The organism is Rhodococcus sp. YH3-3, assembly GCF_001653035.1.
Classification (GTDB): Bacteria; Actinomycetota; Actinomycetes; order Mycobacteriales; family Mycobacteriaceae; genus Rhodococcus_F; species Rhodococcus_F qingshengii.
Window position 1 is genome coordinate 1,029,259 of record NZ_BCWH01000001.1, and the last position, 25,627, is coordinate 1,054,885.

A 25,627-nucleotide genomic window follows, 5' to 3' on the forward strand; every position below is an offset into this window, starting at 1 on the left:
CTCTTTCCGGTGATCCACGCAACACTGGAAAGTGTTCGGATCCAATAATTTCCAGGAGGGTGTTCAATGGCGAGCACATCATCGGCGACCAAGACCGCAGCTGCAGAATCGAGACCGGCAGGCGGTGATCGATCCGGTGACCCGGCGCTCGAACTGGTCGCCGAATTGGCAGCAGCGGGCCAGCGACTCGTCTTCCGTCAGGGTGACAACCTGAACAGTGACGATCTGACCTGCGTGGTGCTGTGGCCGTCCGGAGAGCCCTCCCTCTCCGATCTGTGCGAGAACTTCGAGTCTCTCGGACTCCGAGTTTCGACGCACCGCCCGCTTCCGACCGTTCTGGGTTCGGCGCATTACTTCACCTTCGAGCCGAGCACCTTCGACGGCAGTGCGCTGGAGAAGATGGCGGACGCCTTCGAAGCCGTCATCGCCGGACAGACCCGGATGGATGCGTTCTCCAGTCTGATCGGACGAGCAGACATCACCTGGCGCGATGCAGAGTTGCTGCGCGCTGCGTGCCGTTTCCTCGCTCAGGCTCGTATCGGTTTGTCCGAGAGCTACATCGTCGGAGTGTTGGCAGCGAAGCCACTCTTCGTACGGCAGGCGATCGAACTTTTCACCGCGCGTTTCGACCCCGCCGTGGCGGGTGTGCGTGAGACAGCTGTGGCCACCGCGGCGGCGGCCATCGACGAATCAGTCGACGGTGCAGACACTCTCGACGAGGATCGCGTCTTGCGCGGCGTTCGTTCGTTCCTGCAGGCGACTCTGCGCACCAACTGGTACCTGCGTGGTGAGTCCGGCGACCCGCTGCCGTACGCGTCGTTCAAGATCGACTCGCAGTTGCTCTCCACCCCGCAGAAGACCGTTCCCTTCCGCGAGATCTACGTCAGCGCTCCCAATGTCGAAGGCGTTCATTTGCGTAGTTCCTCCGTCGCCCGTGGCGGCCTGCGTTGGTCGGATCGATACGAGGACTACCGCACCGAGGCCCTGAGCCTCATGAAGACCCAGAGCGTGAAGAATTCCCCGATCGTTCCTTCGGGTGCCAAGGGCGCGTTCGTGGTTCGGGGCACGTCGTCACCGACTCCGGCGCAGGTGCAGGAGTCGTACAGCACCTTCATTCGCGGCTTGCTGGACGTGGTGGACAACATCGTCGACGGCGCTGCGGTACACCCGGCAGAAGTAATCGAGTACGACGGTGAAGACTCCTATCTCGTCGTGGCAGCAGACAAGGGGACAGCGCGGTTCTCCGACGTCGCGAACGGCATCGCCGTCGAGCGTGGTTTCTGGCTCGGCGACGCTTTTGCTTCCGGCGGTTCGGCCGGCTACGACCACAAGGCGATGGGCATCACCGCTCGCGGCGCCTGGGTAGCGGTTCGACGGCACTTCGCCGAGCGCGACCTCGATGTCGACACCGATCCGTTCACCGTCGCGGGTATCGGGGACATGTCCGGCGACGTGTTCGGCAACGGAATGTTGCTCTCGCACAAGATCCGTCTGGTCGCGGCATTCGATCACCGCCACATCTTCATCGACCCGAACCCCGACACCGAGACGACGTTTGCCGAACGCGCTCGCCTCTTCACCGTGCCGCGCTCGTCCTGGGACGACTTCGATCGCACCGTGATGTCGCCTGGTGGTGGCGTCTGGCCGCGGAGCGCGAAGTCGATCCGCCTTCCGCTCGAGGCGCGTGCGGCCCTCGGAATCATCGAGGAGAAGCTGACCCCGCAGGAACTGATCCGAGCGATCCTGTGTGCTCCGGTGGACCTGTTGTGGAACGGCGGCGTCGGTACCTACGTGAAAGCGTCGACCGAAAGCAACGTCGACGCGGCCGATCCGTCCAACGACGCAGTTCGCGTCAGCGCTGACGAGTTGCGTGCGACGGTGGTCGGTGAGGGCGGCAACCTCGGCTTCACCCAGCGTGCCCGCATCGAATATGCCGCTGGCGGTGGCCGAATCAACGCCGACTTCATCGACAACGCGGCCGGCGTGGCTACCTCGGACCGTGAGGTCAACATCAAGATCGCACTCGCAGCGTTGGACTCGACCTCGCGCAATGAACTACTCGCGGCGGCCCAGGACGAGGTGGCCGCATCGGTGCTCGAAGCCAGTGAAGATCAGACCCTCGCGATCAGCCTGGCCGAGCACCGCGCACCGGCCCTGCTCGATCAGCACGAGCGGTTGATCGAGAACCTCGTCTCGGCGGGCGCCATGAAGCGACTGGAAGAATCTCTGCCCGACGCCAAGGCGCTGGCGGTCAGGGCGCGTGCCGGGCAGGGTCTCCTGCGGCCGGAACTTGCTGTGCTGGTGGCGCAGTCGAAGAACGTACTGACTGCGGAACTGGGCGCATCGACGGTCCCGGACAATCAGATCTTCGCCGATCGTCTCCCGCAGTACTTCCCGCTCTCCGTCGTCGAGGCCGCACCGGACGCAGTCCGCGCACATCGGTTGGGCCGCGACATCATCATCACCTCGGTGGTCGACGAACTGGTCAACCGCGTCGGCCCCGGCGTGTTGTTCCGGCTCGAGGAACACCTCGGAGTTCGCAGTCCGGAAGCGGCTCTGGCCTACGCCGTAGTCAGCGAAGTGCTTGGAACGGAGGACCTTCGACGTGAAATCCTGAACTCCGATCTCAGTGCCACCGAACAGCTGAAGGCTCTCGATCGCTTGCAGCAGCTGTTGGAATCCGAAATGAGCTGGGTGTTGCGCCGCCCGGGTGCTGCCGGCCGGTTCACCGTGAACCCGCGCGCCGACATCGATCGGTGGGCAGCCCCGGTGCGGGAACTCACCGACGGTTTGTCGGCAAGCGAGCGCATCGAGGCGTCTTTCGGAGCGCTCGCCCTGGCAGACATTGCACTGCAGGAAAATACGACGGCCGCGGCCGCAGCCGCGATCTATCGGGAACTCTCCGACGCTCTCGACCTGGGCGATGTTCTCGGCGGCGTCGACGTCGCCGTCGGTGCCTCGCATTGGGAGGTCATGGGCAGCGCTGCCGTCCACGCCAGGTTGACGGCGCGTTTCGCAGACCTCGTGTCCGGAGCGCTCGGAGAAGGTATTCCGGAGGTCGTCGAGCTGTGGACCGCCGCCAATCCGCAAGCGGTGCGCCGGTTCACGGCTTTGATGTCGAGTGTGAGCCGCAGTGGAGCGCTGGACACCGCCCGTCTCTGCACGGTCGACGCCGAACTCGAACTACTCGTTCGCGGTGCGTCCAGTTTCGCTTCGGTACACGCCGCGGAGGGTTCAGCGGCCCTCCCAGGCGAGTAGCGATAGCAGCAGTTCGGCTCTGACCCTGGCCTGCCCGAGGTCGCATTGCAGCAGTTCCTCGATGCGTGCGATGCGACCTCGGAGGGTGTGCCGATGAACACCGAGTTCGGCTGCAGCCGACTCCCATTGGCCGTTTGCCTCGAGATAGGCGCGCAAAGACGCGGCCAGTGCGGTTCCGTGTGCCTGGTCGTGTTCCGTCAGCACCGGGATGGTGTCCGCAGCCATGGCGATCAATGCCTCACGGGCAGACTCGGATGCCAGAATCGTCGAACCACTCAGAGCGTCGAACTCGAGAATACGCGCCGTAGCCGTCGTGAGGTTGGCCGCGGCGCGGGCCTGGACGAGTGCGCGGGGTGCGTCGAGAAGACGGTGAGGGGTGCTGATTCCGGCACGCACGGCTTTCGCTTCGGTGGGGGAGAGCTGCGCCAGTAGTGTTTTGGCGGTGTCGATTGTGTCGGTTCCGCGGAGGAGGACGGTCAGCGAACCGTCCTCGGATTGCGCGAACAACGGCCGGCCTGCTCGCGCGAGAGCGTTGTCGAGTTCGCGAAGAACTGGGCCGAGTCCGGATCCGCGAACGTGGACGACACGAATGTTGCCGTGCGTGTCGCTTGCCTCGTCCAAATACGACGGCACACTGTCTTCGGGGATTCGGCCGTCGAGTAAGAGCCCGAAAGCCGTGGCGTTGAGTCGAGTTCGCTCGGCCCGTAGTCGAACCGGTTTCTCGAGTTCGAGAGTGAGCAGCGAGACCGCATGCCCGAGCAACACTCTGTCGATATTGCTCAGGGGCCCGGCGCCCGCCATGGCGAGGTAGCCGTGCCAACTGTCGGTGACGCCGACGGGGGACAGTGTCAGCGTCCGTTCGGGTGTGCTCTGCGAGATCGACGCCGGAGCGTTGGGATCGCGGGTGGTCGCCGCGACCGCGCGAACCTCGGTGATCAACGACTTCTGGTTTGCCGGATGCACCGCGGTGATCCGATCTCCGACAAACGCCACCGAAGTTTTTGTGGCCGTGGCCAGTTCGCGCACGATGGCAGACACGCCACCGCGCAGTGCAACGCGGGTGATGCGCGTCTGTACTTCTGCCGCGCGGAGTACCGATTCGTACTCCTGCTGGCTCAGACGGGTCATCACCGCGCGCGTGACTGCCGCGAACGGGGTCGTGAACGGCACTTCCAGCAGGGGGAGTCCGCGGCTGCGGGCGGCGGCAATCAGGTCTGTGGGCACACTCTCGTGGGAAAGGCCGGTCCCGAAACCCAGAGCCGATACTTCTGCGGCGGCCAGACGGTCGATGTACTCGCTGTAGTCGGTGGCGTCCGCGCCCACCAGTGCCAGCCCGGTGGTGAGCACCAATTCGCCGCCGGAAAGCCACGGGGTGGGGTCCGTCAGCTCTGTGGCCTGCGCAAACGTGACGGGGTGGGTGGCAGCTGCTCGGTCGGTGAGCAGAGCCAACGAGAGGTGTTTCTGGCGCAAGAGCCACGAGATCGGAACCGTCACCTGATCAAGGCTAGCTGTCGTTGCCGATATGGAGTAGCCCTGGAGCTCCGGGTATCCATTTCGGCAGTGCTTGCGATGCTTCGCGCGTCGCATACTCGAATGCAATACACAACCGAGAGGGTGGTCACATGAGTGCAATCGAATACCGGCTTCCGCAGGAGCGTCGCATCGTCACGGAGTTCCCGGGCCCGCGCTCGGCTGCGCTCGCCGAACGCCGTAAGAAGGTCGTCGGCGCCGGCGTCGCATCCACCCTCCCGGTCTACGTCGCCGACGCAGACGGCGGAGTCATCGTCGACGTCGACGGCAACTCGCTGATCGACCTCGGTGCCGGTATCGCGGTGACCAGCGTCGGCGCCTCCAACCCGGCCGTCGTGTCCGCAGTTCAGGATCAGGTCGCGCACTTCACCCACACCTGTTTCATGGTCGCTCCGTACGAGGGCTACGTCGAGGTCGCCGAGCGTCTCGCCGAACTCACCCCCGGTGACCACGAGAAGCGTTCCGTGCTGTTCAACTCCGGCGCAGAAGCTGTCGAGAACGCAGTCAAGATCGCCCGTCACGCAACCGGTCGCGACGCAGTCGTCGTCTTCGACCACGCGTACCACGGCCGCACCAACCTCACGATGGCACTGACCTCGAAGTCCATGCCGTACAAGAGCGGCTTCGGTCCGTTCGCCCCCGAGGTCTACCGCGTCCCGATGTCCTACCCGTACCGCGAGGGCCTCAATGTCGACGGCTCCAAGATCACCGGTGAGCAGGCCGCACAGCGCGCCATCACGATGATCGAGAAGCAGGTCGGCGCTGCCAACACGGCCGCCATCCTCATCGAGCCCATTCAGGGTGAGGGTGGATTCATCGTTCCCGCAGAAGGATTCCTCCCGACGCTCGTCGCGTGGGCCAAGGAGAACGGCGTCGTCTTCATCGCCGACGAGGTTCAGGCAGGCTTCGCTCGTACCGGCGCCTGGTTCGCCAGCGATCACGAGGGCATCGTGCCCGACCTGGTCACGCTCGCCAAGGGCATCGCAGGCGGCATGCCGCTCGCCGCTGTCACGGGCCGCGCCGAGCTCATCGACGCTGTCCACCCCGGCGGCCTCGGTGGCACCTACGGCGGTAACCCCGTCGCCTGCGCCGCTGCATTGGCGTCCATCGACCAGATGCGTGAGCTCGACCTCTGTGGCCGCGCACGCACCATCGAGTCGACCGTCGTCGGCCGAATGAACGCACTGGCAAAGGAACTCGACGTCATCGGCGACGTTCGCGGTCGCGGCGCCATGCTCGCCATCGAGCTGGTCAAGCCCGGTGGGCAGGAGCCGGACGCCGACATCACCAAGAAGATCGCCGCCGAATGCCTCGCTGCCGGCGTCGTGATCCTCACCTGCGGTACCTACGGCAACGTCATCCGTCTGCTCCCGCCGCTGGTCATCTCCGAAGAGCTGCTCGACGACGCGTTGACCGTCCTCGAGACCGCCATCCGCACTGCAGCACAGGGGAACTGACATGTCCAACGTCTCGGATCTTCTCGACTCGGTACCCAAGGGTCTCTGGCTCGGCGGCAAGCTCGTCCCGGCCGAGAAGACCTTTGCGGTCTACAACCCGGCAACGGGTGAGGAACTCGCCCAGGTAGCCGACGCCACCGCTGCCGACGGTATCCGTGCGCTCGACCTCGCCGCTGCGGCGCAGGAAGACTGGGCGGCCACTCCGGCACGTGTACGCGGCGAGATTCTGCGCACCGCCTTCGAATTGCTGCACGCCCGCGCCGAGGACTTCGCGCTGATGATGACCCTGGAAATGGGTAAGTCGTTGGCAGAGAGCCGCGGTGAGGTCAACTACGGCGGCGAATTCCTGCGCTGGTTCAGCGAGGAAGCAGTACGCATCGGCGGACGTTTCACGCAGGCTCCGGCCGGCAACGGTCGCATCCTGGTCACCAAGGAAGCCGTCGGACCGGTCCTCGCGATCACCCCGTGGAACTTCCCGCTCGCCATGGGCACACGCAAGATCGGACCGGCGCTGGCTGCCGGTTGCACCATCATCGTCAAGCCCGCCGAGGACACGCCGCTGACCATGCAGCTCCTCGGTCAGGTGTTCGCCGATGCCGGTCTGCCCGACGGTGTGCTCTCGATCCTCCCGACGTCCGACGCGGCCTCCATCAGTGGACCGCTGATGGAAGATGCGCGTCTGCGCAAGGTCACCTTCACCGGCTCCACTGGCGTCGGAAAGTTGTTGGTGCGCAATGCTGCTGACAAGCTGCTCCGCACGTCGATGGAACTCGGTGGCAATGCACCGTTCATCGTCTTCGACGACGCGGACATCGACGCAGCTGTCGACGGCGCAATGCTCGCGAAGATGCGTAACGGCGGCGAGGCCTGCACCGCGGCCAACCGCATCTACGTCGCCAACTCGGTGCGCGAAGAGTTCACCGACAAGTTCACCGCCAAGGTTGCGGCCTTGAAGGTGGGCGCCGGTGACGCCGAGGGCACCAACATCGGACCGCTGATCAACACCAAGCAGCTCGCAACCGTCACCGGACTCGTCGACGACGCCGTGTCCAAGGGTGCTCGCGTTCGCACCGGTGGATCGGCACCCGAAGGCCCCGGGTTCTTCTTCACCCCGACGGTCCTCGACCAGGTGCCCGCCGACGCGCGCCTGCTGAAGGAAGAGATCTTCGGACCCGTTGCGGCAGTGGTCGGTTTCGACACCGAAGACGAAGCGATCGCGGCTGCGAACAACACCGAGTACGGTCTCGTGGCGTACTTCTACACTCGCGACATCGACCGTGCGATGCGCGTCTCGGCCAAGCTGGACACCGGCATGGTGGGCGTCAATCGCGGCGCGATCTCCGATGCTGCCGCGCCGTTCGGTGGCGTCAAGGAATCGGGCTTCGGCCGTGAAGGCGGAACCGAGGGTATCGACGAGTATCTCGATACCAAGTACGTAGCGCTCTAACTTGCTGTGCGCCTTTATTAACCGCGGGCGGTTAATAAAGGCGCACAGTTGTCTATTGACCCAACGGAGTCGGGCGGTAGTACTTGCCCTCGTGGTAGAGCAGCGGTGCGGCAGCGGATTCGTCGTCTTCTTCGGCGTGAACCCGCGTGACGAGTCCGATGACCAGCGTGTGGTCGCCGACAGGGATCAACTGGTCGACCTTGACGCGCATCCAGCTGGGGGTGCCGTGCAGCACCGGCTCCCCGGTGTCGAGCACTGCCCACAGTGACTCGTCTGCAAAACGCTGATCGGCACTACGCGCAAAGCGCTGGGCCAGATGCTGCTGATGTTCGCCTAGAAGGTGGATCACCAAGGACTCGGCTGCCTTGAGCGCATTGATGCTCGACGACGTCTCCGCGATGTTGAACGAGACGAGCGGCGGCTCGAGGGAGACGGACGAGAACGAAGTGGCGGTGAAACCCACCGGGCCGGTACCCGAATCGAGGGTCACGACGGTGACACCGGCGGGGTGGCGGCGAAGCGCAGCGCGGTAGTCACCGGCGCAGATGCCGGTGGACAACTCGGGCGTCGCCGCTACTTCGGGGACGTCGGGGGTGGTGTGGCTGGAAACGGCATTCGGCTTGTCAGACAACGGGAACTCTCCGGCTGGAACTCGAGGTGTGCGGTGTGGTCGAGGTGACTGCGCTCGGCATACACAGACATGCGTCGGTGCGGCACAGATCTACGTGCCGTCGACGCCAGTGGTTGCCGGCCGGGGTCCTGGTTGCAGTGCACATGGTGCGTCCAACTATAGGTGGACGCACGTCTGAGTGGTTTCGGACCGGGTTGGCTGAAGTGCTTCAGTCCATGTCGACGGCGAGGCCGGCGGTGATTCGGAGGAGTTCGGAGTACGTCGTGCGAAAGACCGTGTTGGGGTGCCCGGCGGCTGCCCACAACTCGGGGTACTGCTCGAGGGCGGTATCGACGTACGTCGGCAGGTTGGTGGGATGCCCGAGCGGAGCGACCCCACCGATCGGCTGGCCCGTCGCGGACTTCGCCATCTCCAGCGGCGCCCGCGTGAGCTTGCCTTCGAGGCGTTCGCCGGTGGCCTTCAGATTCACCTGATGCGCGCCGGAGACCAGCAGCAGGACCGGATCGTCGTCGAGAAGGAACACCAGTGACTTGGTGATCGCGCCTACCTCCACCCCGACGGCCGCCGCTGCCTCGGCCGCGGTGTGCGTGGCGTCGGGCTGCGTGACGATGACGCCGTGGTGACCCCGCGAGATCAGTGTTTCGGCGACGTGCGAGGCGTTGGGGTGGAGGAGGCTCGTCATGAGTTCAGACTAGGACTAGTCGGCGTTCGCCACAGCTGGAGTCGGCGTCGTGTCGGTGGACTTTCGGTTGCGACGGATCGTAAAGCCGAACAGCATGACCGCACCGATCAGTGCGTACAGGAAAAGCGTCAGAGCAGGCTGGCCGACGCCGACGTTGTTGAAGTAGACGATGCTCCGCACGCCTTCGGTGCCGGCGCCAGGTGTGATCCATCGGCCGATGGCGGCATAGAACGAGGGAATCACGTTGGAGCCGAATGCGCCTCCCGCACTGGGATTGCCGAGAATCACGAAGACGGCGATAGCCAGCGGGACTGCCAGAACGCCGATGGCAGCGCGCAATCCGAGTGTGAACATGGCGGTGCCGAACACCACGGCTGTTCCCAGGATCCACAGCGGGAACCAGTGGCCCGCGAAAGTTCCGAGTACGTGTGAGGTAATGAGGGCGCCGAGAGCTCCCGAGATGATCGAGTAGATCGCGATCACGCCCGTGTGTGCGCTTGCCTGGCGGAGAGTCTTCGGCGCACCGATGAACAGTCCGATGGCTGCCGCGAGGAGATAGCCGCCGACGACCCAGCCGACCGAGAGGTAGAAGCCCGAGAGACCGCGGTTGTCGTGGGCTCCGACGGGGATCTCGTCGCGGACGACGAACTGTCGGTCCTGTGTCGCCTCGACCTTCGTGAACACCGCTTCGAGTGACGTCGCGATGGAGCTGCCGCCTGCGCTCGCGGTGATCAGGGTGTCCGGCCCGGCCGGGTTGATGACAAACGCGCCCTGGATCTCTCGGTCGTTGATCATGCGGCGAGCGGTCGCCGTGCTGTCGACCACCTGAGCGTCGAGCGGGCTGCCGTCGATGGCGTTGAGTTTGTCGGCGATCTGCTGATCCATGCCGTCGGGTGTGCCCTGATCGGCGATGACCGCGATTTCGATGTCTCGCGGAGTCGGCTGATGGAAGGCGGCGACGTAGCTGAGGATGAAGCCCATCTGCAGCAGGAGCACGCCGACGAACAGCGCGGCCATCACCTTGGGTGCGCCGTATTTCACCAGCAGATTGTCGTGGTGGTGTTCGTCGTGGGTGGAGCTGTTGTCTGGTGCGGCGTGTGCCGGATGCGTAGTGGTCACGAAAGAGTCCTGATCTTGTCGAAAGTAAAGAGCTTGTCAATACCCGAGGTATTGAATACTCTAGGTATCGTGACTGAATCTCGTCAACCTGACTGGACGCCGGTAACCCGCCCCGGACGTGACGTGGTGCGGCAAAGACTGCTCGACGCTGCGGCGGAAGAGTTTGCGGAGCGCGGATTCAGTGCCGCACGTCTCACTGAAGTTGCTCGCCGAGCGGGCTTCACCAAGGGGGCTGTCTACTCCAACTTCGAGTCGAAACAAGATCTGTTCGCCGAACTGTTCGCGCAACGGTCTCTCGAACTGGCCGGCCGGGTGCTTGCCGAGATCGCCGGGATGAACCCGTCCGACGCGGCGGGCAAAGGTGGCGAGGCCATTGCCACGTGGATGGTCGACGACCCGGGGTGGTCGCTTCTCGTCCTCGAATTCGGAGTGCTCGCCGGGCGTGATCCGCAGATCGCTCAGGCGTACTTACGTGAGCGTCGCCACTTGCGCAGCCAACTCGTGGAGTTGATCGGCGAACGTGCCCGTGAATGGGGAGTGGACGATTCCTTTGACGTGCGGACAACCGCAATCTCGTTGATGGCGTTGATATCCGGGCTCGTTCTCGAACACTCCGTGGATCCGGAAGAGGTTGATCAGAGTGTCATGGGTGCCGCCGTGACGGCACTCTTCGCCGGCGCCGTCGCACGGGCAGGATTGTCCGCCGTCTGAGTTGCTCGGTTGACAGGCAACAGATTTGAGAACTACCCTCTGGGTGCAGTACCTCGTTAGGTGAGGCTTCTGCACGAACACAGGCCACTGATCTCACGACGTCGAGAGACGCCCAAGGTTAGGACAGATCTCCCCGGCTTAAGGGGTGATCCAAAGTGGCTTCCCGTTCTTGATCGGGACACGTCGTGCAGTGCCAAAACTCGGACGTGGAGGTGTTTTCGCAGCTTGATGCCGGTTTCTTCCGGCGAAGGCGAGAGTACGTCGATATTCGGTTCTCCTGGCGTGTGCTGTGCGCATGTACTTGTGTGGCGTCATCGGACGCCCCGAACTTTCAGGAGGTGACCATCGTGGACGACCCGCCGAGTCGATATTCGACCCATCCTTCTGTTCTTGCCGACGATGCTCACCCCGGTCTTTTGCTCTTCAGTCACTGACTCTTTGCATCCTCGGCTTCATCTGCGCGGCGTTGCCGCGACCGCTGACGACTTCCATTGTCGCTCAGCGCATTCTGCTGCCCTCATGCACTGGCATGGTCCGGCGTGTTCAGGCAGCCGAGGAGATTCGTCATGTCATTTTCCGTTCTCGCATTGCGGCCACGGCCCACGAGAAACATTGCACAACAAACACATTCAACAGTCCTGGCAAAGGAAAGCGCACAGGAATTGGTCGACTTCTCGGCCTCGGACACGCGCACCGTTCTCGCGGATCTGACCACGACGGCCAACGGCCTTCGTGACGATCAGATCGACGATCTTCGTCGGCAATACGGGCGCAACGATGTCCGCCACGACCGCCCGGCGCCGGCAATCGTGCAGTTCGCGGGAGCCTTCAAGAACCCGTTCATCCTGATCCTGGTATTCCTCGCCCTGATCATGGTCGGGACCGACGTGGTCTGGGCGGACCCCGAGGACGGTCCTTCCTACGAGGGCATCATCACTCTCGGGTTGATGATCTTTGTCAGTGTCTCACTGAGGTTCTGGCAGGAATACCGTTCGAGCCGCGCCGCCGAGGCGCTCAAGGCGATGGTTACGACGACCGTCGCGGCCACCCGCAAGATCAACAACACCGTGGTCACGGCTGAGATTCCGATCGAGCAGTTACTGCCGGGGGATGTAGTCCAGCTTGCCGCCGGCGACATGATCCCGGCCGATGTCCGCATCATCCGGGCCAAGGATCTACAGGTCAATCAGTCCATGCTCAGCGGTGAATCGATGCCGGCCGAGAAGTCGGCGGACCCGTCGTCGGGGATCGACGTCGATCGGCTGCTCGAAGCCGAGAACATCGGGTTCATGGGTACTTCCGTCGTGTCGGGCAGTGGCACCGCCGTCGCGGTACACACCGGCAAGCGGACCTACTTCGGTGCCATGACAGCACAATTGGCGTCCAAGCGGCCCGAAACCAGCTTCGACATCGGGGTGCGCAGCGTCAGCTATCTGCTGATCAAGTTCATGCTGATCATGGTTCCCGCGGTGTTCATCATCAACGGGCTGACCAAGGACTGGAGCCAAGCACTACTCTTCGGCGTCGCCACCGCCGTGGGGTTGACTCCGGAAATGTTGCCGCTCATCGTGACGGCGAACCTGGCCAAGGGTGCGCTCCACATGTCGCGCAAGAAGGTGATCGTCAAGCAGATCAACGCGATTCAGAACTTCGGTGCCATGGACGTTCTGTGCACGGACAAGACCGGAACTCTCACCGAGGACCGCATCGTTCTCGGTGAGCATCTCGATACTGCCGGACGTAAGTCCGAGGACGTATTGCGGCTAGCGGCGGTCAATTCCGTGAATCAGACCGGATTGCGCAGTCTTCTCGACGACGCGGTGATCGAGGCCGCCGGTCCCGAAGTGGTCGAGGAGATCTCGCGTCGGCACGGGTTGGTGGACGAGATTCCCTTCGACTTCAAGCGCCGTCGACTCTCCGTGGTGGTCGACCACGGAGACGCCGATCTGATCGTAACCAAAGGTGCAGTGGAAGAGCTCCTTTCGGTCTGTGAATCGGTGGAACTGGACGGGGTGACCCACCAATTGACACCGGGATGGCTGGCCCGAGTCGACCGTCTGGTCGCGGAGCTGAACGGTCAAGGCAAGCGAGTGCTTGCGGTGGCAACCAAGACAGTCGTCGAAGAGCAGCGCCGCGAGTACTCGACGGCCGACGAAGAGGGCATGACCCTGGTCGGTCTGCTGGCCTTCCTCGACCCGCCGAAGGAATCTGCGGCCGGGGCGATCGAAGCCCTCGCGAGCCACGGAGTCGCGGTCAAGGTAGTGACGGGTGACAACGAACTGGTCGCCGAAACCGTCTGCGGCAAAGTCGGTATCGACGTGGGGACCGTGGTCTCCGGCGCCGAGATCGAAGCGTTGAGCGACGACGCCCTCGACGAGTTGGTGCAGCGGACAACCGTATTCGCGAAGACGGATCCGATGCAGAAGGCACGCATTGTCGAATCGCTGCGCCGGGTCGGCCACACGGTTGGTTTCCTCGGTGACGGTGTCAACGACGCACCCGCACTGCGGGCTGCGGACGTCGGCATCTCCGTTGACACAGCGGCGGACATCGCCCGCGAATCCGCGGACATCATCTTGCTGGAGAAGGACCTCGGTGTACTCGAACAAGGAGTCATCGAAGGGCGTCGTACCTTCGGAAACATCCAGAAGTACATCAAGATGACTGCGTCGTCGAACTTCGGGAACGTCTTCTCGGTGCTCGTCGCCAGTGCCCTGCTGCCGTTCATCCCCATGATTCCCGTAGTTCTGTTGTTGCAGAACCTGATCTACGATCTCTCGATGCTCACGATCCCGTGGGACCGTGTCGACGACGACTTCCTCGCGAAGCCCCGCAAGTGGGAGACCAAGAGCCTTCGCCGGTTCATGGTGTTCATCGGCCCGATCAGTTCGATCTTCGATATCTCGACGTTCGCGCTGATGTGGTTCGTGTTCGCCGCCAACTCTCCCGAGCATGCAGCGCTGTTCCAATCGGGTTGGTTCATCGAGTCATTGATCTCGCAGACGCTGATCGTTCACATGATCCGCACCCGCAAGATCCCGTTCATCCAGTCGCGTGCATCGCTGCCGGTACTGCTCAGCACGGGCGCTGCCTGCGTCTTCGCGCTGGTGTTCCCGTTCACGTCCTGGGGTCATTCCCTCGGGTTGGTTTCACTGCCGTGGAACTACTTCCCGTGGCTGGTCCTCACCCTCGGGGCATACTGCGTCGTCACGCAGGTGGCCAAGGGAATGTTCATTCGTCGATTCGCGACCTGGCTCTAGGAGTTCACCGTGGAAATCCACGTCATCCTTGTGCGGATAGCGCTCGGGCTCGTCCTCGGCGCTGCCGTCGGGATCGAAAGGCAATGGCGCGCAAGGATGGCGGGTCTGCGAACCAACGCGTTGGTGAGCTTGGGTGCGACGCTCTTCGTCATCATGGGCGCGTACGGGTTTCAGGGCCCGGACGCCGATCCGACGCGCGTCGCAGCGCAGATCGTCTCGGGGATCGGTTTCCTCGGTGCTGGAGTGATCATGAAGCAGGGTGCGTCGGTCACCGGCCTGAACACTGCCGCCACTCTGTGGGCCACTGCCGCCGTCGGCGCACTGGCCGGCGGCGGAATGTACTGGGTCGCGGTGTTCGGTGCCGGCGCAATCATGTTGGCGAACACGCTGTTGAGGCCGTTGGGCCGGATGATGGATCACCAGCCTGCCCGAACCGGACGCGAAGAACCACCCGCGGACTACACCTTCGAGGTGACCTGTCACGGCGACGCCGAAGCTCACATCAGAGGTCTTACCGTGCAGTCCATTTCGAGGCCCGAGTTTCAGCTCCGGTCAGTGCAGTCCTTCGACATCCCGGACAGCGACCGCGTGCGGGTGGTGGCCGAACTGGCTGCCGCGGAGCGAGACGACGGACTCCTGGAATCCGCCGTCAGCCGACTTAGCCTTGAACCGTTGGTGACTCACGTTCGGTGGGAGGTGGAACCGTCGAAGTAGATTCAGGCTCGCTGTCAGTCAGCGCGCATGTTCTTGCGGCGCAAGTGAGTTCCCCGGTGCAATGTTCGCGCAGTTGGACGGTGCAGGCTTGCCGTTCAAGCGGTCGTCGACCCAGGCGAGCGCACCGGGGAGCCAGAGCATGGCGCCGAGGAAGTGGCTGATGGTGTCGTACTGGTCGTACTGAATCGCCAGGCCGGCGTCGCAGTACTTGCGTGCGAGGGTGCGGACGTCGCCCGTGATCATCACGCCGTCTCCCGCTCCGACACCGGGGCCGCCGGGTTGGGTGCCCTCGATGGTGCCGTTGGCCGCCTGCGCGATGAACATCGGAATGGTCGGTGTCGCCGCGGTGCCCATGTTGATCTTGTTCACGACATCGACGTACTCGGGAACCGTATTGGGATCGGCGTACTCGGGTTTGACCAGATCCTGCCAGGTCAGTCCGGGATACTGTGCCAGCACATTGCCGATGGACGCGTCTTCGAGTCGAGCCATGACGTCGCGTCCACGGTCGCTGAGATACTTCCCGAAATCGATGTCGTACGAACGCGCAACGCCGACGACTGCCATGCCGACAACGCCACCCCACCCGATGCTTCCGCTCGCGTAGCGAAGGTTGTTGGCCGGATTGACCAGCACGCCGCCCTGCGCGGCACCGATCAAGTTGTCGTTGATCTCCGGTGCATACGCGGGAGCGAGGATCGAAGCCCAGTTGGTGGCGATCGCTCCGCCTGAGTAACCCATCAGCGCGATCTCTGCGTCGTCGGTGATTCCGGTTTCCGGGACATCGCGGGCGGCACGCAGAGCGTCGAGCGTCATCATCCCGTATTCGGGTCCGGCAGCGAAGTTTGCATCCGGGCCCTCGGTGTCCGGGACGACGATCGTGTAGCCCAATGCGAAGAGCGGCCCGAACAAGGCTGCCTCGATGGACGTGAAGGTACCGCCGATGTTGAAGTTGCGTCCGCTGGGAGTCCAGTCGCCGATCGGGGTGTTACCCGCGATGGCTCGCGACGGGCTGTCGTCGGGGTTCAGCGAATCGTAAAAGGACTGGTACGAAACAACTTTGTTCGGTTGGGCGTTGGCCGGGCGCAGGATCGAGGTGACGTTGGCGGACGGCTGTCCCAGGGCGTCGGTTGATCGGTAGAGAACCTGGACTGCCTGTATCGGGGTCGGGATGTTGAGCACGGTGTACGGCACGGTGCGAGTCTCGAGTACCGCACCCGGGGCGTACGACGAGAGGGGTGCCGCGCCGTCGTAGCTGTAGAAACCGTCATCGGGGGACTTGGCAAGGACTGGCTGCGCGAGCGCTACCGGTGCGCCGACGCCTGTCAGTGCAAGCGCGAGTACTCCGACAACTGCGCGAGATAAGACCCTTGACGACATACTCGTCCTCCACATTGGTGTGCCACGCCCCACCCTGAGATCGTGGTGTGACGACCACCATATATTACTCGTGGGTAATGTGGGGATCGGTCAGATCGGTCGTCGTATCGAGGTCTCGACGTAGGAAGATTTCGGAGGACTCGCCTGGGAGTAAAAGAACTCCCGCGTCGGTGTATCCCATTGCGCGATAGAAGTTCTGGGCTGATTCGTCGGCGAGTGTGGAGGTGAGGACCTGCGAGTGTCCCGCGCGGCTCATGCGTTTTTCCCAATCTGTGACCAAAGCGCGCCCGATGCCTTGGCCGCGGTTCGAAGACAGGACGGTCAGCATGTTCATGAACGGAATCTCGTCCCAGAACAAGCCCCAGCGCAGCCAGCCGATTGGATTACCGTTGTCCTCGGCGACGAGTATCCGGCCGCGTTGGATCACTGACGCGAGTTCCTCGGCTGCGATGTGTGAGTCGTGCTCACGTAAGAACGGCAAGTCTGTCTGCGCTGCGACGCGAATGTTCATCACAGAAGTCAGTATCGCCGTTCAGTCGGAGTTGATGGCGTTCGGCTTGGACAGGTAGACGACTCCGGGGATGTGGCTTGGGTCCGGCGGCAATTGGGAGTAGCCCGCTCGGGTGTACAGGCGAATGTTCCGCAGGCTCCTGCTTCCGGTGAACAGCTCGAAACGGGTGATGTGCTCCGGAGCGTTTTGTTCCACGTGCTGCAAGAGGCGTCGGCCGAGGCCGTTGCCCGCCAAGTCCGGTGCCACCATGAGGCGCCCTATCTGCCATGCGGTTCCGTCCGCGGTTCCTCGCACGGCCCCGACGAGCCGGCCGCCGCGTCGTGCGGTCCAGACAGTCGACTCCTGAACCCAGGCTCGGACCGTGGGTAGGTCCTCGTGGAGCGGGGGTATGTCCATGCTGTTGTTGGAGATTGCTTCCGAAACCCAGCAACAGCGTTGTAGAACAAGGATTTCCGCGGCGTCCTCGTCCGTTGCGCGCTCTATGACTATCTCGTTCATGGTTTCCCTTACGAATAGGTTCTTCGCACCCGCAGGGCAATTGTTCACCCGCAGGCTGAATTTGGCGCGCGGCTGAACAATTGGCGCGCGGTTGTGAATGCAGAGCGTTTCAATTCAGGCATAACAAACAAAACGCCCGCGACCAATTGGTCGCGGGCGTTTCGTGAAAAAGAACGTCAGACAGTTGCCGGAGTGTTCTCGTCCAACTTCGGATCTGCGTTCGCGATTCGCTTGTTGCGAATGAGGCTGCTGATGAAAGCAGCGCCGATCAAGAAGACACCGACCAGGCCGGTGATGATCTCGTTGATGTGAACGCCGATGGACACCATCAAGATGACGGCCAGAGCGCCGATGGCCCAGTGCGCACCGTGCTCGAGGTAGACGTAATCGGAGAGCGTGCCCTTGCGGACCAGGAAGACCGTGATGGAACGGACGAACATCGCGCCGACGAAGCCGAGGCCGAGGGCGATGATGATCGGGTCTGCTGTGATGGCGAATGCGCCGATGACGCCGTCGAAGGAGAAGGACGCGTCGAGGACCTCGAGGTAGAGGAACAGGAAGAAGCCGGCCTTACCGGTCGCTTTCGCGAGCTGCGTGGGGCCGCCGGACTTGGTGGTTTCTTCCTCTTCGCCTTCTTCCGGCAGATTGAACAGTTCACCCAATCCGTTGACCGCGATGTAGGTGATCATGCCCAGAACGCCCGAGATCATGACGGTGGAGACCTTGTCGTCAGCAGCGAGGAAAGAACCACTGAGAACCAGGACGATGCCGGCCACGACGACGGAGAGCTGATCGAGCTTGCCGATGCGAGCGAGCGGCTTCTCCAGCCAGGACAGCCAGGTGATCTCACGCTCTTCGAAGATGAATCCGAGGAAGAGCATCAGCAGGAACATGCCACCGAAGGCAGCGATCTGCGGGTGAGCGTCGGTGAGGATGGTTTCGTAGCTCGGCTCGCCGTTGGCGAAGTACGCGGCGTCGTCCGCAGGCGGGTTCAGTGCGAGGTCGAGTGCAGCTACGGGTCCGAGACCGGATGCAGCCCAGACGATCACGAGCGGGAACACCAGACGCATACCGAAGACGGCGATGATGACGCCGATGGTGAGGAAGATCTTCTGCCAGAATTCACTCATTCTTTGCAGAACAGTGGCGTTGATGACGGCGTTGTCGAAGGAAAGCGAGATTTCCAGAATCGACAGGATGATGACGAGGAACAGTGCCTCGGGTCCGCCGTAGATGAACGCAACGATCATCGCGAGGATCGAAATTGCGATGGATAAACCGAATATTCGCAGTACCACGGAGCGTGGCCCTTTCTAGTTGGTCAATGCAGAGTGGTTACTGCAAGCGGTCTCTCACCGCATCCGAACGTGAAAACGGGGAGGGTTCCACAGACTACTGCGGAACCTTCCCCGAGTCAGCTCGTCGAGAGCGAAGATCAGACGTTGACGCCGTAATCGCGCGCGATGCCCGCGAGGCCGGACGCGTAGCCCTGGCCGATTGCGCGGAACTTCCACTCTGCACCGTTGCGGTACAGCTCACCGAAGACCATGGCGGTCTCGGTGGAAGCGTCCTCGGAGAGGTCGTAACGAGCGAGCTCGTTGCCGTTCGACTTGTCGACGACGCGGATGTACGCGTTGCGGACCTGGCCGAAGGACTGCGAGCGAGCTTCTGCGTCGTAGATCGAAACGGGGAAGACAACGCTCTCGACCTCGGCAGGAACCGCTGCGAGGTTCACGTCGATCTGCTCGTCGTCGCCTTCGCCTTCGCCGTCCGTGTTGTCACCCTTGTGCTCGATCGAGCCGTCGGGCGAACGGAGGTTGTTGAAGAAGATGAAGTGCTGGTCGGAGAGGACCTTCTTGTTCGAGCCTGCGCCGATTGCGCTGGCGTCGAGGTCGAAAGCAGCTCCGGTGGTGGAACGTGCGTCCCAGCCCAGGCCGACGACCACTGCAGTCAGGTTCGGGGCCTCCTTCGTGAGAGAGACATTGCCGCCTTTGGTCAAGCTGACGCCCATTCAGGGGTCCTTTCAAGAGGAGAGACAAGGCCCACTACGACGCGAAGTCGTCTTGGGAGTGTGTTTACCTCCACCACCCTAACCGCAGTTCCGGTGTGTTCGCCGTAACAGCAGAATTACGAACCGAGAAGCGAAGTGCTGGACCCGTAGGATTCAATCGTGGTGGGAAGATGGTCGGAGCGCTTCAATCGGGGGGCAAGAGTGGGGGAGTCGGTCAGTCGTGCGCGGGAGGCGCAGACGGCCATGGTTTCGGCGTTCCTCGACATGGACAAGCGGCAGACCATCGCGTCGGCAGCAGTCGACGCTTCCGCCGAGCTGTACCCCGAGCGAGGGCTGCGCGCTGCGTGGGAACCCGTTCGGGATCGGTGCTTCCAGGCTGCGTCGGACTACCTCGACACATCCGAGCGCTATGGCAACGATCAGGTACTCCACCAGAACCCGAACGGTGCTCGGGCGGCGTTCGAAAAGTCGGTAGCCGAACTCGTCGAGGCGGCAAAGGGCGTCGACGCCTTCTACAACGGGCATCGTGCGCACCTCGAGCAGGCGACGGTCACGATGTCCGCCATTCCCGTCCTCGGCCAACAGGCCCGAACCCTGGCGAACGCCGTCCGGGAAAAACTGGCTGCCACCGATCAGCGGTATCGCGAGTACCCGTCGGTGGTGACGGCCTCCGAACACCTCGACGACGCGGTTGCAGCGCTCGACAATGCGCGCTCATCCGGTCGCGCCGACGCAGTCCGCACGCGGGCCGAGAGTGTCCGCGAAGCGGTATCGGCGCTCGAGGAAGCATTGGCAGAAGCCCCGTCGACCCAGCACCGTGCCGAGATGACGATTTCCTCGGTCTCGACCAGGTTGTCGGCAGTGCGCACTCGAGTGGACCGCCTGGATCCGGCGTACTCCGCATTGCTGCGCGAGTTCAACGCCGCGAGTTCTGCTGACCTCGTCGACAACAGCAGTCGCAGCCGAGCGCATATCGATCAGGCCGACATCGATCTCAAGGAAGCGAAGCAGTCGCTGGCTGCGGGAAACCCCGAACATGCACTGGCTTTGATGGCCGAAGCCCGCGTGCACCTCGCCGACGCCGAAGCGTGTGCCGACGCCGTGACGGACCGTCTCGCTACTCTGCGTGCAGTCCGGGCAGATCCGAGCCAAAAGGAACGTGAGGTTCGTTTCCGGCTGAAAGACGCCCAGATGTTCGCTGTTAACCAAGGGTTGGTGGCGGAGTGGGGCTCCGTACTCGATGCTCAACTAGCAAGGATCGAGCGAGCGAGTGCGTCACTGTCGGGAACTCATCCGGACTACTGGTCGTATGTATTACAGCTGGACTCGGTATCGACGTTCATCACCGAAGTTGTCGAGAAGATGCGGGCGCGAGCCGGCAAAAACTGAATGGTCGGGCCGATCGGGGGATCGGAGTTGCCCGACGCGTTGTCACAGGGGGTCGTTTCATGGACTTGATTGCGGTTACAGAGAGAAGAGAAATGCAGCACTTTCAACATCTCGAGGATGACGTGCGGGAGCAACTGTTCCTGCATGCGCCTCGATCGTTCGCGGATTCCGACGAGAGGGATCTGCTCGCGATTGCTCTGGGTGCAACTCTCTACGTTCCTGCCACCCGAGCCGGGTTGGCCGACATCGTGGTCAAGCGTGCGTCCGAGGGCGTCAGCTCGATGGTGCTCGATCTCGAGGACGCCGTCGCGGATCACGAGGTGGAGTCAGCGCGAGCGAACGCGGTTGACGCTCTCGACAAGATCGCGTCCACCGACGCCGTCGGCATGCTGCTGTTCGTGCGGGTTCGTGAAGTCGCGGACATCCACAAGGTCGCCGCGTCGTTGACCGAGGGGCGCGCCGCGCTCACCGGGTTCGTCATCCCGAAGTTCGGCAGCGAGTCCGGCCCTGTGTTCCTCGACGCCGTCGCGGACGCATCCGAGTTGCTGGGCAAGCATCTCTACGCGATGCCGGTACTCGAATCACCCGCGCTTGTGCACCGCGATACTCGCGATCTCGAATTGCGCACCATCAGTGGGATTCTCGCGCAACACCGCGATCGAATCCTTGCCGTCCGCATCGGCGCCACCGACATGTGCAGCACCTTCGGTATCCGCCGCGACCGCGATCTGACCATCTACGACGTGCGCGTGGTGGTCGACGTCATCGCCGACATCGTCAACTATCTCGGGCGCGCGGACGGTTCGGGTTTTGTCATCACCGGGCCCGTGTGGGAGTACTTCGCCGATCACGAACGCATGTTCCGGCCGATGCTGCGCGCCACCCCGTTCGAGGAACACGACGCCGTCCGGTTCCGTCAGCATCTCGTCAGCCGCGACCTCGACGGTCTGCTCCGTGAGATCGCGCTGGACCGAGCCAACGGAATCCAGGGCAAGACGGTCATCCACCCGTCGCACGTCGCAGCGGTCAATGCACTGTCCGCTGTCACGCACGAGGAATATCACGATGCCCTCGACATTCTCGGTGCCGACGCCGGGGGAGTTCAGGCGTCCGGCTACCGGAACAAGATGAACGAGATGAAGCCGCACCGCAATTGGGCCCATCAGACTGCGCTCCGAGCTCACGTGTTCGGTGTGACCAACAAGGGAATCACGTTCGTCGAGTTGCTGACGGCGTTGGTCGATCGATGACAGAGCTTGTCCAGTCCAAGGACGTTCCCTGGGCTACAGCAGAATTCGGCTTGGACCTCGTTCACGGTGATTCGTCACTCGGGCATTCGGTGCCCGATCTGGTGATCCCGGGACTTCGGCGGAATCCGCGTCGCGCTCATCTGCTGGTGTCCACCGTGCTGGGAAAGCACGTGCCCACCGAGCCGTCCGTGGTCATCGGCGCTGCCGACGACCTCGGCGATCTGGTGCGGACAACCCTCGGTGAGGGTGTCGACGTCGTCGTTCTCGGGTTTGCCGAAACCGCAACAGGTTTGGGCCACTGCGTCGCAGCTCGCCTGCACGCTCACTGCTACCTGCACTCCACGCGCCGAGACGTACCAGGGGCTACGACGCTCGCCGGATTCGAGGAGGGGCACTCGCACGCCACGAGCCATCTGATGCAGCCGACGTCCGCCGAACTGTTCGAGAACGACCTGCCTCTGGTCCTCGTCGACGACGAGATCTCCACCGGCGCCACCGCGATCGATGCCATCCGGGCGCTGCACGGGCAATGCCCGCGAAGCCGCTACGTCGTGGCCTCGCTGGTGGACATGAGAACCGAGGAACACCGAGTCGCCGGCGAAGCCGCGGCGGCAGAGTTGAATGTACGAATCGACTACGTCTCTCTCGCTTCGGGTTCGACGGTCCTGCCCGACGGCCTGACCGAGCGCGTCACGGCGCTGGATGCTCCGGATCTCAATCCGATCGGTGACCGCCGTGGCACGCTGGCACGGATCGATCTGCCGTGGCCGGCACATGTCCCCGACGGTGGCAGGCACGGCTTTCTCGATGGCGACACCGCGGCATTCGAGTCAGCCGTCGAGGCAGCGGTGTCCATTCTCGGATCGTCGATCGACGCGTCGCGTGCTGTGATCGTGATCGGTCACGAGGAGTTGATGTACCTGCCACTGCGCATCGCTGCGGGCTTGGAAAGCTCTGGGCGAGCAGTTCGTTACCAGACCACGACGCGTTCACCCGCCTACGTCGTTGACGTGCCGGGATACCCGCTGCGTCGCGGGTTCACCTTTTCGGCGCCCGAACTGGGCGAGAACGAACCCCGATACGTCTACAACGCGCAGTGGCCTGATGCGGCGGTCGACGCCCTTGCGTTGCTGGTCATCGACGAGCCCGCCGACACCGATCGGTTGACGGCGATGGACGGAGTGGTCGAGGTGTTGCGGAACTCCGGCACCGACGTCCTGGTCGCCACCGTTCGCGGGGCCGATCCGTCGGCGCTGCGAGATTCCAGAGCAGGGAGCTCGTCATGAACGAACCATTGGTCGGGCCCGAATTCGGTTCGTACGCGCCGGGCGAAGTGAAGTGGCTGCTCAAGGATCTCTCGCACGTGGATCTCGAAGCGGATGTATCCGTGCGCGAGAAGCGTATTCAGTCGGGTGAGGCGCACTATGCCGAGTCTCTCCCCATCGAGTACCAACCCGATCAGGCATACCGGGATCTTTTCGAGACGGTGCTCGCCGAGAGCGCTCCACGGTTGGCGCGCGCTGTCGGGACCGTGATGGACCTGGTCTTGGCCGAGCGGGGGAGTGACATCACGCTGGTCTCACTCGCCCGGGCCGGAACACCGATCGGGATTCTGATGCGGCGCTGGGCCCAGCAGACCCGCGGGTTGACGTTGCCGCACTATGCGGTGTCCATCGTCCGTGGCAAAGGAATCGATTCCGTCGCACTCGATTATCTTGCGCACCATCACGACTCGGAGAACGTCGTCTTCGTCGACGGCTGGACGGGCAAGGGCGCCATCGCCCGCGAACTCGACGCAGCGTTGACGGAGTACCACGAGGCAGGCGGAGCGAAGTTCGACTCCGATCTGGCTGTTCTCGCCGACCCCGGACACTGCGTGCGAACGTACGGGACCCGTGACGACTTCCTGATCGCGTCGGCGTGCCTCAATTCGACGGTGTCCGGCTTGGTCTCACGAACTGTCCTCAACGACACCCTCATCGGGCCCGGCGATTTCCACGGCGCCAAGTTCTACGCCGACCTCGCCGACGTCGACGTTTCCAACAGGTTGCTCGACGTGGTCTCGGCCGAGTTCGATTCGGTTCGCGGCGACGCAGCGGATTCTCTTGCTGCAGTGCTCGATTCCGATCGGACGCCGACCTGGGCCGGTTGGGAGTCGGTGGAGAAGGTGCAGGCCGAGTACGGGATCTCGACGGTCAACTTCGTCAAACCCGGTGTCGGAGAAACAACCAGGGTGCTGCTGCGCCGGCTTCCCTGGAAGGTTCTGGTGCGCGAACTCGAAGCCCCGGAGCACGTACACATCCGGTTGTTGGCACAGGCCCGTGGGGTCCCGGTCGAGGTCGTCCCGGATCTCGCCTACTCGTGTGTCGGCCTGATCAAGGACATCACGTGAGCCGTGTGGACACCGCTGCGTCCCAGGTCCTGATCGCCACGGATCTGGATCGCACGATGATCTATTCGCAGGCCGCGATCGGCGGCGATCCCAGTGGCTCCGACCTGGATTCGGCACCGAGCCCGCTGTGCGTCGAGTACTACAACGGCGGTCCGCTCTCGCACATGAGCGTCGAATCGATCGAACTGCTGACCGCGCTCAGCTCGCGGGTTCCGGTAATTCCGACGACGACCAGGACCATTGCGCAGTTCCAGCGGATCGATCTTCCCGGCGGACCGTGGAAGTACGCGATCACGAGCAACGGCGGAAACATCCTCGTAGACGGCGAAGCCGATCGCGACTGGCGAAACGAGATCGACCGTTCGACCCGTAAGTCCGGCGCCGAGTTGCCGCAGGTTCAGGCGGAACTGGAATCGCGGATCGACTCGAGTTGGGTCAGCTCCATTCGTGTTGCCGACGACCTGTTTCCATACCTGGTCGTCGATCTGGCCGTGATGCCGAGTGATTTCGAAACCGAATGGAATGGGTGGTGCGTGACGCGGGGCTGGAACGTCTCGCGTCAAGGCCGCAAGATCTACACGATGCCCGACGCGGTCTCGAAGTCACGAGCGCTGGCAGAGGTGCGCCGCAGACTGGTCGAGTCGGGTGATCTGGATCAGTCCGCCGTCGTGATCTCGGCTGGTGACGGCGCATTGGATGCGGACATGCTCGAATACTCCGATTTCGCGATCAGGCCCAGGCACGGTGAGCTGGAAGAACTGAATTGGCAACGGCCGACCGTTACTGTGACAGAAAGGTCCGGTATCGCAGCGAGCGCGGAGATCTTGCGGTGGTTCTCTTCCGCGCTCGGGTAATACACGCTCTCTATGAAGGGGATTTAGTTGTCTGTATCGCTTGCCAAAGGGCAGAACGGCCCGCTGGACGTCTCGGATGTAGTTGTCTCGGTTCAGCTGGCTGCGGCCGCTGACCTGTCTGCACTCCTCGTGACGAGCAACGGAAAAGTTCGTTCCGACGCCGACTTCGTCTTCTTCAACCAGCCGACCGGACCCGGCGTGCAATTGGTACCCAACCCGGGTGGCATTGCCTCACTCCGAGTCTCACTCGCCGGCGTACCCGCCGTCATCACGCTCGACGACGCTTCGTCGAACTTCGGGCGCAGCGCTGCACCGACCGCTCGGGTCTCCGATGCGGCCGGGAACGTGTTGTACGAGTACGTGATCGACGGCCTCACCACCGAGTCCATCGTCATCGCGCTCGAGGTGTACCGACGGCAGGGTGCGTGGAAGGTGCGCGCCGTCGGCCAGGGGTACGCGGGTGGATTTGCCGCGCTGGTCACCGATCACGGTGTGTCGGTCGACGATGCGCCCGCGCCGCCGCCGCCCACTCC

Annotated in this window: 21 protein-coding genes and 1 riboswitch; of the genes, 12 read left to right on the forward strand and 9 right to left on the reverse strand. The window is 63.2% G+C overall.

Going from position 1 to position 25,627, the window contains the following annotated elements:
• The first annotated feature begins 66 nt into the window (after positions 1–66).
• Entirely contained in the window at positions 67–3,258 is a 3,192-nt protein-coding gene (locus tag YH3_RS04855) for an NAD-glutamate dehydrogenase domain-containing protein (protein WP_064443053.1), read from the forward strand.
• On the opposite strand, the gene YH3_RS04860 is transcribed toward YH3_RS04855, so the two are convergent.
• Positions 3,235–4,752: a PucR family transcriptional regulator gene (locus tag YH3_RS04860; protein ID WP_064443054.1), complete on the reverse strand. Its 1,518-nt coding sequence runs from the start codon at positions 4,750–4,752 to the stop codon at positions 3,235–3,237. The two genes, YH3_RS04855 and YH3_RS04860, sit on opposite strands and share 24 nt — an antisense overlap.
• A 128-nt stretch (positions 4,753–4,880) precedes the next feature.
• Here YH3_RS04860 and gabT point away from each other — a divergent pair, with 128 nt between their 5' ends.
• Positions 4,881–6,245, forward strand: a complete 1,365-nt coding sequence (gabT, locus tag YH3_RS04865; protein WP_007727077.1) for a 4-aminobutyrate--2-oxoglutarate transaminase — start codon at positions 4,881–4,883, stop codon at positions 6,243–6,245.
• A 1-nt stretch (position 6,246) separates the two neighbouring features.
• Positions 6,247–7,692 (forward strand): NAD-dependent succinate-semialdehyde dehydrogenase, encoded by a 1,446-nt coding sequence (locus tag YH3_RS04870; RefSeq protein ID WP_042922728.1) that lies wholly within the window; start codon positions 6,247–6,249, stop codon positions 7,690–7,692.
• A 52-nt stretch (positions 7,693–7,744) separates the two neighbouring features.
• On the opposite strand, the gene dszD is transcribed toward YH3_RS04870, so the two are convergent.
• The 3 genes from dszD to YH3_RS04885 form a co-directional block, all read right to left on the reverse strand.
• The gene (gene dszD, locus YH3_RS04875; protein ID WP_003941189.1) at positions 7,745–8,323 is read right to left on the reverse strand and encodes an NADH:FMN oxidoreductase DszD; all 579 of its coding nucleotides are present in this window, start codon (positions 8,321–8,323) and stop codon (positions 7,745–7,747) included.
• Positions 8,324–8,531: 208 nt separating this feature from the next.
• Entirely contained in the window at positions 8,532–9,005 is a 474-nt protein-coding gene (locus tag YH3_RS04880; protein ID WP_047269684.1) for a YbaK/EbsC family protein, read from the reverse strand.
• A gap of 15 nt (positions 9,006–9,020) precedes the next feature.
• Complete coding sequence (locus tag YH3_RS04885; RefSeq protein ID WP_003941129.1) at positions 9,021–10,124, reverse strand: membrane protein; 1,104 nt, start codon at positions 10,122–10,124, stop codon at positions 9,021–9,023.
• Between the two features lie 126 nt (positions 10,125–10,250).
• On the opposite strand from YH3_RS04885, the gene YH3_RS04890 reads away from it, so the two are divergent.
• The 3 genes from YH3_RS04890 to YH3_RS04900 all read left to right on the forward strand — a co-directional run bounded on the left by YH3_RS04890 (position 10,251) and on the right by YH3_RS04900 (position 14,809).
• The gene (locus YH3_RS04890) at positions 10,251–10,835 is read left to right on the forward strand and encodes a TetR/AcrR family transcriptional regulator (protein ID WP_037129354.1); all 585 of its coding nucleotides are present in this window, start codon (positions 10,251–10,253) and stop codon (positions 10,833–10,835) included.
• 45 nt (positions 10,836–10,880) lie between these two features.
• A riboswitch (M-box (ykoK) riboswitch) is annotated at positions 10,881–11,054 on the forward strand.
• Between the two features lie 347 nt (positions 11,055–11,401).
• Positions 11,402–14,095, forward strand: a complete 2,694-nt coding sequence (mgtA, locus tag YH3_RS04895) for a magnesium-translocating P-type ATPase (protein WP_064443055.1) — start codon at positions 11,402–11,404, stop codon at positions 14,093–14,095.
• Between the two features lie 9 nt (positions 14,096–14,104).
• Positions 14,105–14,809: an MgtC/SapB family protein gene (locus tag YH3_RS04900; protein WP_003941187.1), complete on the forward strand. Its 705-nt coding sequence runs from the start codon at positions 14,105–14,107 to the stop codon at positions 14,807–14,809.
• 18 nt (positions 14,810–14,827) lie between these two features.
• Here the strand turns inward: YH3_RS04900 and YH3_RS04905 are convergent, their stop codons facing one another.
• The 5 genes from YH3_RS04905 to YH3_RS04925 form a co-directional block, all read right to left on the reverse strand.
• Positions 14,828–16,189 carry a lipase family protein gene (locus YH3_RS04905; protein ID WP_064074530.1) on the reverse strand — a complete coding sequence of 454 codons (1,362 nt, stop codon included), beginning with the start codon at positions 16,187–16,189 and terminating at the stop codon, positions 14,828–14,830.
• A 64-nt stretch (positions 16,190–16,253) separates the two neighbouring features.
• Positions 16,254–16,700, reverse strand: coding sequence for a GNAT family N-acetyltransferase (locus YH3_RS04910; protein WP_238592520.1), 447 nt, complete (start codon positions 16,698–16,700; stop codon positions 16,254–16,256).
• Positions 16,701–16,721: 21 nt separating this feature from the next.
• Positions 16,722–17,198 carry a GNAT family N-acetyltransferase gene (locus tag YH3_RS04915; RefSeq protein WP_042922718.1) on the reverse strand — a complete coding sequence of 159 codons (477 nt, stop codon included), beginning with the start codon at positions 17,196–17,198 and terminating at the stop codon, positions 16,722–16,724.
• A 176-nt stretch (positions 17,199–17,374) separates the two neighbouring features.
• On the reverse strand, positions 17,375–18,496 hold the full coding sequence (locus YH3_RS04920; protein WP_054187878.1) for a DUF475 domain-containing protein: 1,122 nt from the start codon (positions 18,494–18,496) through the stop codon (positions 17,375–17,377).
• A gap of 137 nt (positions 18,497–18,633) precedes the next feature.
• Positions 18,634–19,209 (reverse strand): TerD family protein, encoded by a 576-nt coding sequence (locus YH3_RS04925; RefSeq protein WP_003941199.1) that lies wholly within the window; start codon positions 19,207–19,209, stop codon positions 18,634–18,636.
• A gap of 243 nt (positions 19,210–19,452) precedes the next feature.
• Between YH3_RS04925 and YH3_RS04930 the strand changes: the two genes are divergently transcribed.
• The 6 genes from YH3_RS04930 to YH3_RS36565 form a co-directional block, all read left to right on the forward strand.
• A complete protein-coding gene (locus tag YH3_RS04930; protein ID WP_007727045.1) occupies positions 19,453–20,598 on the forward strand; it encodes a hypothetical protein in 1,146 nt (381 codons plus the stop codon).
• Positions 20,599–20,690: 92 nt separating this feature from the next.
• Complete coding sequence (locus YH3_RS04935; protein ID WP_042950575.1) at positions 20,691–21,848, forward strand: HpcH/HpaI aldolase/citrate lyase family protein; 1,158 nt, start codon at positions 20,691–20,693, stop codon at positions 21,846–21,848.
• The gene (locus tag YH3_RS04940; protein ID WP_050655990.1) at positions 21,845–23,134 is read left to right on the forward strand and encodes a phosphoribosyltransferase family protein; all 1,290 of its coding nucleotides are present in this window, start codon (positions 21,845–21,847) and stop codon (positions 23,132–23,134) included. The genes YH3_RS04935 and YH3_RS04940 overlap by 4 nt, the downstream gene beginning before the upstream one ends.
• Positions 23,131–24,240: a cysteine protease StiP family protein gene (locus tag YH3_RS04945; RefSeq protein ID WP_064443057.1), complete on the forward strand. Its 1,110-nt coding sequence runs from the start codon at positions 23,131–23,133 to the stop codon at positions 24,238–24,240. Before YH3_RS04940 ends, YH3_RS04945 begins: the two co-directional genes overlap by 4 nt.
• On the forward strand, positions 24,237–25,094 hold the full coding sequence (locus YH3_RS04950; protein WP_007727039.1) for a hypothetical protein: 858 nt from the start codon (positions 24,237–24,239) through the stop codon (positions 25,092–25,094). The genes YH3_RS04945 and YH3_RS04950 overlap by 4 nt, the downstream gene beginning before the upstream one ends.
• A gap of 27 nt (positions 25,095–25,121) precedes the next feature.
• A partial coding sequence (locus tag YH3_RS36565; RefSeq protein WP_238592583.1) for a TerD family protein occupies positions 25,122–25,627 on the forward strand: 506 nt, incomplete at its 3' end.